We start from the raw sequence: 15,039 nt of genomic DNA on the forward strand, positions 1-15,039 counted from the left end.
ATAAAATTTAAAATTATTTCATACATTCGCTATATAATTCTTAACCATATAGTGACTTTTTATGAAAGGCTTTTTAACCAGTCTGCTTCTTTTCGGCAGTTTTTGGGCACATGCCCAAGATTTTTCATTTGGTAAAATAAAAAAAGAAGATTTCGCCATCGATATTGGTAAGCTGGACACTGCTGCCAATGCATTTGTCATTCGTGAATATGGCTCCGCACAGGTCAACTACACTTCCCATACCGGCCTCGTTGTCGAGTTTGTCAAGCATGTCAGGATTAAAATATTGAACAAGGAAGGCTATAACCATGCAAATTTTACAATCCCACTTTACAAAAGTGGAAATGATCGTGAAGTTGTCACTGAAATCAAAGCTGCTTCTTACCACCTACAGGGTGACAAAGTGATTGAAACCGAAATGACGAAGGCAAATGTCTTTAACGAAAACTCTTCAGAGGACATCTCCTTGACTAAGGCTGCTATCCCACAAGTGCAGGAAGGAACAATTATTGAATATCGATATAAAACAGAATCCCCCTTTATTTTCAACCTCAACTCCTGGGAATTTCAGGAGGAAATCCCCAAACTATATAGCGAATATGTCACACGTATCCCGGAAATCTGTCATTATAAATCCAATTTAAAAGGCGGTATCCCGATCAAGGGCCGCAAAACTGAAAATTATAACACCGGGCTACATAGCGAAGTTGGCGAAATCCTGGGCGAAAAAACGACCTATACCATGGAGAATATTCCCGCCTTCCACAGCGAAGACTACATGACATCTTCCAAAAATTTTCGATCAATTATATTTTTTGAGCTCGGGCGGTATAGCATCCCTATGGGCCCGACAAAAGACTTTTCCCTAACCTGGGAGAATGTACGCGAAAAATTGATCGCCGATGAAAGTTTTGGCGGTCAGGTAAAAAGAAAAGGAGCCCTGAAAGAATTTATCGACCCCGTATTGCAAGGAGCAAATAACGATATAACAAAAGCTTCCCGTCTTTATGCCTATTTCCAGAAACGGATCAAATGGAATAATAAGCATTCCATCTATGCAAAAAACGTTAAGGATGCACTTGAAAAACGCACTGGCAACAGTGCTGACATCAATCTCGGATTGGTCAATGCACTACGTTATGCGCAATTAGAGGCTATCCCAGTGATCTTGTCAACGCGGGACAATGGTTACGCCGGATTGTATGCCCCGGCAATGTCAGAATTCAACCACGTTATCGCCCAGGTAAAACTCGGTGAGGAATATTATCTACTGGACGCTACCTCACCCTATGAACCCTTTGGCAACATCCCCCTTAAATGCGTCAACTATCAAGGTCGTTCTATTCCGTTGACCGAAGAGTCCGATTGGGTAAAACTGGAATCAAAACTCCCATCTTCCCAAAGTAATTTCTTCGTTGGTGAATTAATGGAGAATGGCACTTTAAAAGGAAAATGGGTCACCTCCCGGAATGGTTATATGGCCTCAAGAATGCGCGAACGTTTACAGGGGAGCAATTCTGAAGAGGAGTTTTATGAAAAATGGGACGAGGAAAATAATCGATTCAAAATCAACAGCTTTAAAGTCTCCAACCGGGATTCACTAGACAAACCCCTAGCCGAAGAATTTGAAATCGAAATTGAAAATTTTGCTAGCTTACAAAATGACCAACTCGCTTTTAACCCTTACATTGATAGCAAAACGACCAAAAACCCTTTTAATTTGACCGAACGGAATTACCCTATTGATTTTGGTTCCTTGATTCAAGAGGAAAGCTATATGGAAATCAAACTGCCAAAAGGATATACATACGCCCCAGAGACAAAATTAAAAAATATCAGTATGGCCTTACCTGAACGTGCAGCCCGCTATATTTTTAAGGTCAGTAACTCAGATCCAAACGTCTTGTTTATTGAGTCCGCAACACAATTTAACAAACCGTTGTTTCTGCCCGAAGAATATTTTGATTTAAAAGAGTTTTTTAGCCGGATCATCCAAGCACAGAAACTGGACATTTCATTAAAGAAAATCTAATCGCCACCTTAACAAAAACTTCATGTTATATTGACGATAAGCTTAAATAAGGGTGATAAATTTGAATATCAAAAAAGAAGAAATAAAATGATTAAAGATTCAGAATTATTCGAACTAGAGCACACCTTCCTTGGTGAAGGTTTTGAGTTAGATGGTGATGACATTATCACCGATGAAGACTAGGTCTTCACCTTTTTTTAAGCAAGTATTATTCCCCTTATATAATCTCTAAGCCCGGTTTATTCCTCTCCGGGCTTTTTCTTGTCATTTTTATTTTTGCTTCTCTGGCATGATACGCACTCAGACAGCAAATCAATCTTCGATGGATGTTCTATCAAGCCCCCTTTACAATTGACGACAAGATTGATTACTACCTTATTTCCTTGGAACAGGACCAGCGTCTTGGTTTCTTTATTTTGCCAAAACAGATTTTAATCGGCAGACGCATCTTATCAACCGCTCAAAAGGAAGGCAAACGCATGTTTTGCGTTTATAAAAATTAACACAAATCCTACAGGTTAAGGTTAGCTAACCAGTCCCTGATAAGCCTCATGCAACAGGAGAACTGCTTCACATAGATCTCTTTCATCGAAATGGGCAAACCCTAACCGGAGAGCAGTGATGCCCCTGTTCTGATACAGGCAATTACTGGGTAGCAACACACCTTTTTCTTTTGCTCTTTCCTGCAAAGCGATTAGTGAAAAACTGGAATTAAACCGGACCCAAAAAGCTAATCCCGAAACCGGGACCTCAAAGGCGACTTTATCTCCAAAATGGTTATGCAGCATTTGCGCAAATAATTCTTTTCGCTCAGCGACTATTTTTTGAAACTTGCGTTGATAACGAAAAATATCACCTTGATGGATAATTTCACCCAATGTTTTTTCAATCATAAAATTGGGCTTCCCAAAGAGATTGAGGTATTTTTTCCCCTCTTCCAAAAGATCCTGGGGGGCAATCAAAAAATTCATTTGAAAGCCGGGATCCAGAAAACGGCCGAAAGTACCTGTGTAAATGACACGCTGACCGCCGTTCTTCCGAAAAAGGGATTCCTCTTTACCCTTGACCAACGAAGACTCAAAATCAACATCATCTTCGATCACGATAAAACCATATTGTTCGGCCAGCTGCAGCAGTTGTGTTTTTCTTTTTTCCGAAAGGCTTACCGTAGTCGGGTACTGGCATTTCGTATTGATATACACACATCTGATCTCACCCGGCTTAAACTGTGCTGCGATGTAATCAATATCCATCCCTGCGGCATCCAGAGGGACCGTTTTAAGCCGGGCACCGGCTTGGCTAAAGATCATATTCGGCAAAAAATAGCTTAGACTTTCAATCAGCACGATATCGCCCTGCTGGATCAATAAACGTGATAAAATAGAAAAGATTTGTTCCCGGCTGGCGATCGGGAGCAAAAAGTTGCGGGAGAGATGAAACCCACGTGTTAGGTTGAGATAATAACTCAACTGATCCCTGAAAAACAAATTCCCATCAGCAGTGGCCGGCAATTCGTCACCCTTCTTTTTCCGTTTCACCATTGAAGCATAAAAACGTACCAGCTCTTCGCTCTCGATGATCCGGTAATCCGGGGTACCGTCCGTAAAATAATATTTTTCGGGAATCTCAAACATAGGTGTATCCAGAATCAATTCCCGTCTAAAAGGATATGGAGCCCGATCCGGAGGTTGCCGAAAAGCTGCAGCCGGAGAAGCTGCACTAGCAACACGTTCGGGATTTTTCACGAAGGTACCTCGGTTTGGCAGAATCTCCACCCAGCCCTGCTCCTGCAGTTCGGCTAACGCGGCCACAACGGTTTTCCGGTGTACCTTAAGTTCCGTAGCGACCTTTCGGCTTCCCGGAAGAAGATCACCTTCCTCCAGCAGGTTGCGTTTGACGGCATTGATAAATTGATAGACGATCTGTATATAAACAGCATCCTCTTTGCGACGATCAATCTTAATAATCGAATGAAAAGCTATACTAACCGGACTACTCATTATGTTTATTTCGGACTACCAAAATTAAGGTTTAAACTGTAATATTTGCAATTCATCTATAAAAATTCAAAACACAGGTGATTTAACCACAACAACATATTGGTTCACGAATGATAAAACAAAAAACATGAGTACAGAAAAAAAATGGACACAAGTCGAAGTCGTCGCCCTATATAACAAGCCGATTATGGAACTAGTGTATGAAGCAGCGACAGTCCACCGCCGTTACCACGACCCCAATAAAGTACAGGTTTCCACATTGATTTCCATAAAAACAGGAGGATGCCCTGAGGATTGTGCCTACTGCCCGCAGGCGGCACGGTATCATACTGAAGTGAAGGCTGAACGGCTGATGAGCGTTGAGCAGGTCAAAGCACAGGCGCTGGCTGCCAAGGCTCGCGGGAGTTCGCGGATATGCATGGGGGCCGCCTGGCGTAATGTAAAAGACGGACCTGAGTTTGACCAGGTATTGGATATGGTACGTACCCTCAACAGACTTGATATGGAAGTATGCTGCACCTTGGGTATGCTGACCGAAAATCAGGCACAACGGTTATCGGAAGCCGGACTCTATGCCTATAATCACAACCTGGACTCTTCTGCCGAATATTATGAAGAAATCATCTCGACCAGAAGTTACAATGACCGTCTTCAGACCATCGAAAATGTACGTAAAACCAACATCACTGTATGCAGTGGCGGTATTATCGGCATGGGTGAAAACATAGCCGACCGTGCGAATATGCTGATTACACTTGCCGCTCTCCTACCACAACCAGAATCTGTACCGATCAATGCCCTGGTGCCTGTCCCGGGTACACCAATGGAAGCGATGGAAACAGTATCCATCTGGGAAATGGTACGTATGGTGGCTACGACACGTATTTTACTACCACAGACACAGGTCCGCCTATCCGCAGGCCGTAGTAATATGAGCCACGAAGGACAGGCACTATGCTTTTTTGCGGGTGCCAACTCTATTTTTGCAGGCGACAAACTGCTGACCACACCCAACCCGGACATCAATGAAGACCTCGCGATGTTCAAAACCCTGGGGCTGAATCTACAAAAGCCTTTTGAGAAAAAAAAACAGCCCGAAACCATCGCGACGGAAGCGGCCCAATACCATGCATTGGGCGAACGCCCGCAATGGTCAAGACCCGGTCATAGCATTGGACGAAACCTTGCCAAACAACAGGAGTAATAAAACGAAGTCAATGTTCAGCTTTTGAAAAGAAAATAAAAATAATGATACAATACGACGCCACGGACGATTTCGACAGACAACATTTATGGCATCCATATACCCGGATCCAGGATCCCCTACCGGCCTACAAGGTCCGTCGCGCCGAGGGCTGTATGATCGAACTGGACAACGGTCAGCAGCTTATCGACGGGATGTCATCCTGGTGGTGTACCATCCATGGCTATAACCACCCAGTCCTAAATGCTGCGGTAACTGCACAGCTCAACAGCATGTCCCATGTGATGTTTGGCGGGTTGACACACGAGCCGGCAATTGCGCTGGGTAAAATACTCCTCGACATCACGCCATCTTCGCTCAACAAAATATTCTATGCCGATTCCGGTTCCGTTGCCGTGGAAGTGGCACTTAAAATGGCGTTACAATACTGGGTAGCGCAAAACAAGGTCAACAAAACTAATTTTGTCACCGTTCATTCAGGCTACCATGGTGACACCTGGAATGCTATGTCCGTATGCGACCCTGAAACCGGAATGCATCGCATTTTCGGCAATACCCTTCCACTACGTTATTTTGCAGAGGCCCCCAAGATCGGGTTTGATGAGCCATGGGACGAGAGCGATATTGCTTCCCTGGCTGAGCTGATCCGAACACATCGGGACGAACTGGCCGCGCTGATCCTTGAACCCATTGTCCAGGGTGCCGGCGGGATGCGTTTCTATCATCCCGAATACCTGCGCCGGGCAGCTAAACTTTGTAAAGAGAATAACATCCTACTGCTATTTGATGAAATTGCCACGGGATTCGGACGTACGGGGAAGCTCTTTGCCTACGAACATGCTGCCATAGTACCGGATATCCTCTGCATCGGCAAGGCATTGACAGGGGGATATATGACGCTGTCAGCTGTCATCACCTCCACTGCTATCGCTGAAACGATTTCCAACGGTAAGCCCGGCACATTTATGCATGGCCCGACTTTTATGGCTAATCCACTGGCCTGCGCCGTAGCCTATGCATCGGTCAAATTATTGTTGTCCACAAACTGGAAAGCAAAGGTCAAATCCATTGAAGCTCAGCTTGTAAAAGCGCTTACCCCGGCAAAAAACCTCCCTCAGGTTGAAAACGTAAGGGTGCTAGGCGCCATCGCCGTCATTGAGATGAAGGTCCCTGTCCCCATGGCCGAAATACAGCAAAGATTTATTGAAGAAGGTGTCTGGATCAGGCCTTTTGGCAAACTGATTTATATCATGCCGCCCTTTATCATTAGTGCCACGGAGCTTGACAGATTAACACAGGCTTTGCTTCGAGTTGTCAGAGAAATCAATTAATGGAAAACAATCTACTGCATAGCTTCGTGGATGAGCTCCACGAACTCGAAAAACAAGGCAATAGCCGCGAGCTTCCCCGGATTACCCAACAGGGAAATACCATAAGACAGGGAGAGCAGACGAGCTACAACCTCTCTTCAAATGACTACCTGGATCTTGCAGGAGATACCGAACTACGCGAAGAATTCCTTCAGTTGCTCAATAAGGACAATGCCTTTTTCAGCGCCTCATCCTCACGCCTGTTGACAGGAAATCATATGCTGTACGCAGCACTTGAAACGCAGCTCAGCATGATGTTTGGCACCGAAAATGCACTGATTTTTAACAGTGGCTACCACATGAACGTGGGCATCCTTCCTGCTATCTGCCATAGAGGTACCCTCATCCTCGCCGACAAATGGGTACATGCCAGTCTAATTGACGGCATCCGGCTTTCGAAGGCTCAACATTTTCGGTACCGCCATGGCGACCATGCCCATCTCGAAGAATTATTGGCAACCTATGCTTCCCGCTTTGAACGCATCATTATCGTTACTGAAAGTATTTTCAGTATGGACGGCGACTGCACAGACTTAGGTTACCTGGTCAGTCTCAAACATCGCTATGCTAATGTTCTGCTGTATGTCGACGAGGCGCATGCGGTGGGTGTCCGCGGTATAAAAGGGCTTGGTTGTGCCGAAGAACAAAATTGCATTGCCGAGATTGATTTTCTGACCGGAACCTTTGGAAAAGCACTGGCTTCCCTGGGCGGATATCTAGTCTGCCGGCAGGCTATCCGTGACTATTTGGTCAATAAAATTCGAACATTACTGTTTACGACAGCTCTTCCTCCGGTCAACCTGATGTGGAGTTTATTTGTCCTGAAGCGCTTGGATAGTTTCACGGACCGCCGTCAGCAACTCCAAAAAAACAGCATATTGCTCAAACAGCAGATCCTCGCAAAAGGTTATGATTGTCGTTCGGAAAGCCATATTCTTCCCCTTATTATCGGAGACAGCAAGACGACAGTACTGAAAGCTGAGGACCTGCAACGAAAGGGATTTTATGTACTTCCTATCCGTCCGCCCACTGTACCGGAAGGAACCTCAAGAATACGCATTTCATTAACAGCAGGCATAAAAACCTCACTCATTCATCAACTTTCGGCAAACTTATGATACTCAAAAAAATTACGCCCGCGTTTCATGCCGTAAAACCGGACAATCCTGTTCTGATGGATTATACCAGCTCGTCCAACAAAAAGCTTGTATTATTTTTTGCGGGCTGGGGAATGGATGAACAGCCTTTTTTGGGATACGGCAGGCCCGACAGGGACCTGATCATTGCCTATGACTACCATTCCCTTGCACTGGACGAAAGCCTGCTCGGGGGATATAAGGAAATCTGGGTTTTTGCCTGGTCTATGGGGGTATGGGCCGCCACACAGGTATTACCCGAGCTCAAATCCAGAAATTATCCAATCCGCACCTGTACAGCAATCAATGGCACGGCGTTTCCGATCGATGACAAAAAAGGTATTCCCAGCCAAGTATTCAAAAGTACCCTTGCCACACTGAGCGAACGGACACTGGATAAATTCCGGCTACGTATGTGTGGCTCCAGGAACCTGTTGCAACAATTTCTTGCCAGGGCACCCAAGCGTGATATCGAAAGCCTTCGAAAGGAACTGATCGCGATCGAAGAGCAGGTCGGAGCGTCTTCAGATATGGCTTTTCACTGGGATCAGGCTTACATCGGAACGGAAGACCGAATTTTTAGCCCAGAAAATCAGCAACGCGCCTGGAATCATACTCCACATAGATTTTTCGATGCTGGCCATTATCCCCCGAAAATAGTTCAAGCGCTTTTGCAGCAGGTTTAAAATAGATATAGTTTAAAATGAAAATAACGATCGACAAACAGCGGGTTAGATCCCGCTTTTCCAAAGCCGCACCAAGTTATCATTCAACAGCTGTGATCCAAGGTCAAATTGCCAAAAAAATGATCACGCTGTTGCAGGAATTTATTCCAATGAAACCAGACCGTGTATTGGAAATAGGTTGCGGAACCGGCCTTTTCTCCAGCCTATTGCTCCAACATTTTTTACCAAAGCATGTCTTCTTCAATGACATCAGTCCAGAAATGATAACCCGGGTAACAGATATGGTTAAGCCACCAGAGGAGTGTCCAGTCCAGAGTTTACTGCAGGCCCCCTTGCAGTCCCCCCCTTCAAGCCAATACAGTTTTATCTGTGATGACGCCGAAAGCTGCACCTTCCCCGAACAATTGAATGTGATTGCCTCCTGTTCTACCATCCAATGGTTTGAACGCCGCGACTCTTTCTTTGCACGCTGTCATTCTGCCCTCCTTGCAGATGGTATTCTTGCTTTTAGCACCTTTGGCGAGGAAAATATGCACGAGATGACTGCAACAATACAGGTCGGTCTCAGCTATGGTTCGAAATCAGAACTTGTAGCAGAACTAGTCGACTTGGGTTATGAAATTCTGCTCGCCGAGGAAGAACGGATCAGACTCTATGTTGACAACCCTTTACAGGTACTTGACCACCTAAGACAAACCGGAGTAACAGGCATAACAAGCCACTGCTGGACAAAAGGCAAACTGCAAGCTTATTGTAATGCTTATACAGCACGCTATACGATAGGAAGGCAGGTTACACTGACCTACCATCCCATCTATATTATTGCAAAAAAAAGAAGGGATCGCTAAACAGAAAAAATGCATGTATGCATATCGGCTGATCGAAAGTAAAATCTATCGAAAGACAAACAAGCAGCTAATCAATACAAGTAATTGATTAGCAACAGCGATATACTAGAAATTGAATGATAAAAAAAGAAATGAACAACAACATTTATTTTGTCTCTGGCATAGATACAGGGATCGGAAAAAGTTATGCGACCGGCTTTATCGCAAAACAATGGAATGCAGCTGGTCTGCGCACAATAACCCAGAAACTGGTACAGACAGGAAATACATCAATTTCAGAAGATATTATCCTACACCGAGAACTTATGGGAATCGCTTTTACGCAGGAGGACATGCAAAAAATAACCATGCCTGAAATTTTCAGTTACCCGGCCTCCCCTCATCTGGCGGCACGTATAGATAAACGGGAAATTAATTTTGAAAAAATGAGGCAGGCAACAATCCAATTAAGCCAACGTTATGACGCTGTACTGATTGAAGGCGCCGGAGGCTTAATGGTGCCGCTCACGGAGAATTATCTGATTATAGATTATATCAAGGAAATGGACTACCCTTTGCTTTTTGTAACGTCCGGAAAATTGGGCAGCATCAACCATACCCTGCTTAGCCTGGAGGCGGTTGCCAGACGTAAGATTCAACTGCACACAGTGATTTACAATACATTCCCTGTACCCGAAGACAATACCATTAGCGCAGATACGCAGCGCTATCTGCGGACATATATTCAGACCCGGTTTCCGGAAACCGCCTTTATTGTCATATAACAGTTGATCACCTTATAATGTAGTATGGCGGTCCGCAGACCCAATTTTACCGTTATATGCCACAGCTTTAACGTAAGTCACGGGACTTCACATAGGGGTATAGTCATAATTAGCCAATGCCTAATTAACCACCCAAAAGATCTCGCAGCGAAATTCAATTCTGCTACAGCAATCTTATCCCGTCCATGCTGACGAAAAAAAACTAGGCCAATAAAGGATCTGTGGTGGTTTCCGCGCCAGTCTCCAATCGCCCGGCAAGCTGTAACCCGAAATTTGCACCACCCAGCCCCATAATGGTAAAATCATACCAATTGCCCTGTTCGGCAACATCCACAATCAGGGCCAGCTCTTTACCAGCTTCGATTTCTTTTGTTGATCTATAGGTCTGATAATGCAAACTTTTGACTTCCACCTGAACGGCCTTTACGTCGAGGTTCTTCAAAGTCAACAGCAGCTTCCCGCTTGGCGTTCTGGTCAGTGATTTAAATTCCGGCGACACCGTAGCTACGAGCGCCGGCGCATCTTTATGCCCGGCAAACCTCCGGTAAAAGCCATTTGGTCCATGCAGATCAAAGGCATATTCTCCGCCTTCAAACTTATTAAGATCCCATTGATAGCTGAGTCGATCTCCCGCCTTAACCGCAAAATTCCAGTTTCGATAGGTTTCGGTTTGTCCCGCCGCATCGGTATAGGCAAGCGGGCTATACACATTGAAAGGCACCCCACTGGTCTTTTGACCAAACAGGGTGGTATCCACCAGCATCGTCATATGAAATATACCGTTCTGCACATAACCAAAGACATCATGGCCATAAGGCAAACCAGGAGATTTACGAATTCCCTTTTCCTGTATACGATTGAATTGTGGCGTCCATACCTGCTGTTTAGCCCGGTTCAGATCTGTGATCTCCGCAAATCCGCCAGGGTCTTTCTTGAACTGTGCATTGTAGATAGTTTCTATATATTGGTTCCGCTCCAGAAAAGGAAGCTGTTCCTGTCTTTGGACAAATGGCGTAAAAGCCGATGTCAGGTCACCACAGATTGTTCTTCGCCAGGCACTGATATGATCTAGGCGGATATTCTTGTTGTATTTTTGATTAAAGAAGTATTCTAAAAACTGTAAGGTAGACGTATGGTCGAATACCTGTGAACAGACTTTTCCGCCACGCGACCAAGGTGATGCAATATACATCGGCACACGAAAGCCTAATCCGACGGCCCCTTCCCGGGCCTGTTTCTTCGGAATCCCCTGTTTGAGTTCATTGTCCAGCCGCACCATTTCAACCTCGCTGTCTATCCCCGCTGAACAGGCTCCGGTATCCTTTTTCATCAGATCTGGAACCAGGAAAGGTTTCACATGGTCGTAATACCCATCATTCTCATCGTAAGTAATGATAAAAATAGTCTTCTTCCAGACTTCGGGATTTTTGGTCAGGATGTCCAAGACTTCCGAGACGTACCAAGCACCATACCAAGGTGCGCTGGGATGATCGGAAAAGTTTTTTGGACCGGCCAGCCAAGATACCGCAGGCAATTTTCCGCCATCGACATCTTTTCGGAACTGATCGAGCACGTCACCTTTGGGTACTTCGACCGTCCGTTTTTTGCCTTGGTCTTTAAACTGCAGAGCCTCAAGCTTACGATAATTATCGTCACCTTTATTTATGGTAAATGCGCGCTGATGCAGCGATTTGGTAAAATCAGAAAGCTTATTATACTGATCTGCGTTGAATTCCTTCAGTTCGGCTTCGGCCCGTCCCAGTGCTTCGCTTTTCTTACGGATATCAGCACGGATTTTCTTTGCATTTTCCTCCGATTCGGGAGACCGCTCTTCGAGCCCCGAAATCTGCCCCGGCAGATCGCGCACCTGCGCCACAAGATTGCTGACATAAGTATCTTTGAACTTCACTTGATAGGCCTGAAAAAATTCCAGCAGATTACAGCCGAAGTTGGACAACCAGGCGCGTTCTTCACCCGATAAGCCTCCGCCACAGCTTGTTTCATTCTGATAAAAGCGCCAATCGATGCCATTCTTTTCCAACAGTTCCGGAAAGGTTTGCCAGGTCATTTTGCCATACCCAAAATCATCATTGCGAATATTGACCTTTTGCAGACCGTCCTTCATTTCGGTGATCTTTCCTGTCCAAAAGAACGAACGGTTGGGGGTTGTACTGGTCATGCCCGAACAGAAATTCTGATCGCATACGGTAAAAGCGTCCGCCAATGCATAATGAAAAGGTAAGTCTTCGCGGTTAAAATACCCTAATGTCAGCGGCATGGCGGCATATTGCTTATTTCCGGATTGCTTTGCCGTCAACCATTGGTCATATTTCCCCTGATTAAAGGCATCAACCTGACTTGCCCTGCTGTGTGGAAGGGAGCCCATCCAGGTCACCTTGCTGTCTTTGAGATTTAAGCGGAAAGGAGCAAATACCCTACCCGATTTGTCCGTCTGATACCAGGCTGGCAGACCATTGGGCAGGCGTACAGCACGTGGATCGTTAAAGCCACGTACACCGGATAAGCTTCCCAAGGTATGATCAAAAGAACGGTTTTCCTGCATCAGGATCACAATATGCTCCGCATCCAGAAAACTGCTCCCCGCCACGGGATCTATCGCAAAGGCTTTTTGAATGGATGCCGGCATAAAGCTAGCAATACCAGCGGCTCCTGAAAATAACAAGGTCTTTCGAAGAAACTCTCTTCTGCTTTCCATAATGTTTATCTATAGTTTCGATTTGAATTTACTTATATTTCTTTTTGTTTCATATTTCTTCGTGTAAATCTTACGTTACTAAATGATATTACCAGAAGGGCGCTATCCCAAAGTTACTTTTGATGCGGTTGGCAAAATTTGTTTATTTTTACGAAACGACAATGCATACATTATGGTGGACATTTTGCTACTCGAAGATGACAGGGTTCTTTCGACTGAAATCAAATCCTTTTTATTGAGTCAGGGCTTTACCTGTGATCTGGCTTTTGACGGCATTGAGTTTCTGGCACAGACACATCAAAAAAAATATGATTTTTACCTGTTGGACATCAATGTCCCAAAGATCAATGGTCTTGAAATCTGTAAGAAGATAAGAAGCCATGATGCGCTGACCCCGATCATCATTCTTTCAGCCTATGATGATATCGGCGACAAAAAGGAAGCATTTCTGCGTGCCGCAGACGATTATCTGGTCAAACCCTTTGTGCTGGATGAGCTGTTGATGCGCATCAACTCACTCCTGCGCCGGCAGCAGTATAAGGAAAGCGACAGCTTAAAAACTTTGATTATTGATGATCTTGTTATCTATCCCGAAGAAGCCCGCGTCCTCCGGGCCAATGAGGAAATCAGCCTGACACAGAAAGAATTTCAGTTACTGCTGATCCTGGCTCAGGCCAATGGGCGCACCTTGTCCAAGCAGTATATCTCAGAAGAAGTATGGAAAAATCAATTTCTGACAACACAAAACACCATCGAAGTCTACATTAATTTTTTACGTAAAAAAATAGACAGGAATTTTGAAAAAAAGCTTATCCACACCCGCCCCGGATTTGGTTATTACCTTGCAGCCGACAAATGACTTTAAAAAAGAAAATAGCGATCGGTTTTAGCATTGTCTTCTCCATTTTATTTGGAATTGCAATGCTTATTATCTATTACGCCAGCGTCGATTTCAGGAATGATCAATTCCGTCAGCGCCTGGTAGATAAGCTGGACTATATTTCACATTACATTGCCAACACCCCTTCCTTTGACCGCGAATCTTATAAAATCTACTTTCAGGATATTGAAGATGGACTTTTTTATGAGGACGTCATTATCCTGGACAAGAATAAAAAACTTATTTTCAGCACGGTAAAAGATAAAACCATTACCTGGGATCAGCGCATTATCAACCGACTGGAAAATGAAAAACGCATCTTCTATAAACAGGATCAATATGAAATACTGGGCAAATATTATCTGATTAACAAACAGGCCTACTATCTTTTGGTAAAGGCCCAGGATTATTCGGGCAACGAAAAATTAGACCACCTGGCCATCGTACTAACCATCTTATTTTTACTGAGTGCCCTGCTGATCTGGTTTTTTAGTTACAACCTTATTCTGCATTTATTAAGTCCTTTAGACAGGCTAAAAAAAGACATCACGCAGATCAATGCCAGTAAGCTGACAAATCCGGTTAAATACACCGGAAATACGGACGAGATCGCGGTATTGACCCAGGCATTCAACACCATGTTGAAGCGGCTGTCCAATGCATTTGAATCCCAAAAAGAATTCAACTCCAGTGCCTCCCATGAGCTACGGACACCGCTGGCCAGAATGTCATTTCAACTGGAGAACCTCCGCCATCAGCATCAGCTTGATAAAGACATCAGCCATGTACTTGAAAATATCTCAAAGGAGACACAGCATCTTTCGGAAGTAACAAACTCCTTGATGCTGCTTTCAAAATTTGATTCGGCAACACTACAGACTACTTATCAGGAGGAACGCATCGATGAGATTATTTTTATCGCATACGAAAAGGTAGTAAAAACCTTTCCCGACCTGCAGCTCGACTTTTCTATAAAGGGCGTCGACGACCCCACACTGAGTCTTTTTTGCTCCGCCCAATTAATTGAAATAGCGTTTGTCAATCTTTTCAAAAATGCAGCACTCTATTCTTTTCATCCCGAGGTGACTGTTGTTATCCATGAGTCCTCGGACCAGCTAAAAGTAGTGGTCAGCAGTCACGGTGCCCCCCTCAGCACGAATGATCAAAAGCGTATTTTTGAGGCCTTCAGCCGAGGGGAAAATGCTTCGGAAATCACTGGATCGGGCTTGGGTCTAAGGATTGTCAAACGCATTGTAGATTCTCACCAGGCAAGCGTCGAATACAAAGCCGATACGACGCATTCCGCACATACATTCGTGCTCACGTTCCTTAAATCAGCAGATGAAGACCGTCCGCCCTATCCCCTTTCCGATAGGTAGCCGCCATCAGATCTGCTATACTAT

The 15,039-nt window shown here is 44.7% G+C and carries 12 protein-coding genes; 10 read left to right on the top strand and 2 right to left on the bottom strand.

The genetic code is table 11. The features are described from left to right. The first annotated feature begins 61 nt into the window (after window positions 1-61). Window positions 62-2,032 (top strand): transglutaminase domain-containing protein, encoded by a 1,971-nt coding sequence (locus ABTV71_RS23630; protein ID WP_433901307.1) that lies wholly within the window; start codon window positions 62-64, stop codon window positions 2,030-2,032. Between the two features lie 326 nt (window positions 2,033-2,358). Next, entirely contained in the window at window positions 2,359-2,535 is a 177-nt protein-coding gene (locus tag ABTV71_RS23635; RefSeq protein WP_433901308.1) for a MepB family protein, read from the top strand. A 21-nt stretch (window positions 2,536-2,556) separates the two neighbouring features. Here the strand turns inward: ABTV71_RS23635 and ABTV71_RS23640 are convergent, their stop codons facing one another. After that, window positions 2,557-4,032: a PLP-dependent aminotransferase family protein gene (locus ABTV71_RS23640; protein ID WP_433901309.1), complete on the bottom strand. Its 1,476-nt coding sequence runs from the start codon at window positions 4,030-4,032 to the stop codon at window positions 2,557-2,559. Between the two features lie 127 nt (window positions 4,033-4,159). Here ABTV71_RS23640 and bioB point away from each other — a divergent pair, with 127 nt between their 5' ends. The 6 genes from bioB to bioD all read left to right on the top strand — a co-directional run bounded on the left by bioB (window position 4,160) and on the right by bioD (window position 10,040). Beyond that, window positions 4,160-5,236 (top strand): biotin synthase BioB, encoded by a 1,077-nt coding sequence (gene bioB / locus ABTV71_RS23645; protein ID WP_433901310.1) that lies wholly within the window; start codon window positions 4,160-4,162, stop codon window positions 5,234-5,236. Between the two features lie 44 nt (window positions 5,237-5,280). Then, window positions 5,281-6,567, top strand: a complete 1,287-nt coding sequence (gene bioA, locus ABTV71_RS23650; RefSeq protein ID WP_183078827.1) for an adenosylmethionine--8-amino-7-oxononanoate transaminase — start codon at window positions 5,281-5,283, stop codon at window positions 6,565-6,567. Then, complete coding sequence (locus ABTV71_RS23655) at window positions 6,567-7,724, top strand: 8-amino-7-oxononanoate synthase (protein ID WP_433901311.1); 1,158 nt, start codon at window positions 6,567-6,569, stop codon at window positions 7,722-7,724. The genes bioA and ABTV71_RS23655 overlap by 1 nt, the downstream gene beginning before the upstream one ends. Further along, on the top strand, window positions 7,721-8,428 hold the full coding sequence (locus tag ABTV71_RS23660) for a DUF452 family protein (protein ID WP_433901312.1): 708 nt from the start codon (window positions 7,721-7,723) through the stop codon (window positions 8,426-8,428). The genes ABTV71_RS23655 and ABTV71_RS23660 overlap by 4 nt, the downstream gene beginning before the upstream one ends. A 17-nt stretch (window positions 8,429-8,445) precedes the next feature. Continuing rightward, a complete protein-coding gene (bioC, locus tag ABTV71_RS23665) occupies window positions 8,446-9,276 on the top strand; it encodes a malonyl-ACP O-methyltransferase BioC (RefSeq protein ID WP_433901313.1) in 831 nt (276 codons plus the stop codon). A 116-nt stretch (window positions 9,277-9,392) separates the two neighbouring features. Continuing rightward, a complete protein-coding gene (gene bioD / locus ABTV71_RS23670; protein ID WP_433901314.1) occupies window positions 9,393-10,040 on the top strand; it encodes a dethiobiotin synthase in 648 nt (215 codons plus the stop codon). Between the two features lie 202 nt (window positions 10,041-10,242). Here bioD and ABTV71_RS23675 read toward each other — a convergent pair whose 3' ends face one another. Further along, on the bottom strand, window positions 10,243-12,756 hold the full coding sequence (locus tag ABTV71_RS23675; protein WP_433901315.1) for a phosphocholine-specific phospholipase C: 2,514 nt from the start codon (window positions 12,754-12,756) through the stop codon (window positions 10,243-10,245). An 82-nt stretch (window positions 12,757-12,838) separates the two neighbouring features. On the opposite strand from ABTV71_RS23675, the gene ABTV71_RS23680 reads away from it, so the two are divergent. After that, window positions 12,839-13,615 carry a response regulator transcription factor gene (locus tag ABTV71_RS23680; protein WP_220700163.1) on the top strand — a complete coding sequence of 259 codons (777 nt, stop codon included), beginning with the start codon at window positions 12,839-12,841 and terminating at the stop codon, window positions 13,613-13,615. Beyond that, the gene (locus ABTV71_RS23685; protein ID WP_433901316.1) at window positions 13,612-15,015 is read left to right on the top strand and encodes an ATP-binding protein; all 1,404 of its coding nucleotides are present in this window, start codon (window positions 13,612-13,614) and stop codon (window positions 15,013-15,015) included. The genes ABTV71_RS23680 and ABTV71_RS23685 overlap by 4 nt, the downstream gene beginning before the upstream one ends. Window positions 15,016-15,039: the final 24 nt, after the last annotated feature.

Origin of the sequence: Sphingobacterium puteale, from assembly GCF_050986225.1 — a bacterium.
GTDB classification, from domain to species: domain Bacteria; phylum Bacteroidota; class Bacteroidia; order Sphingobacteriales; family Sphingobacteriaceae; genus Sphingobacterium; species Sphingobacterium puteale.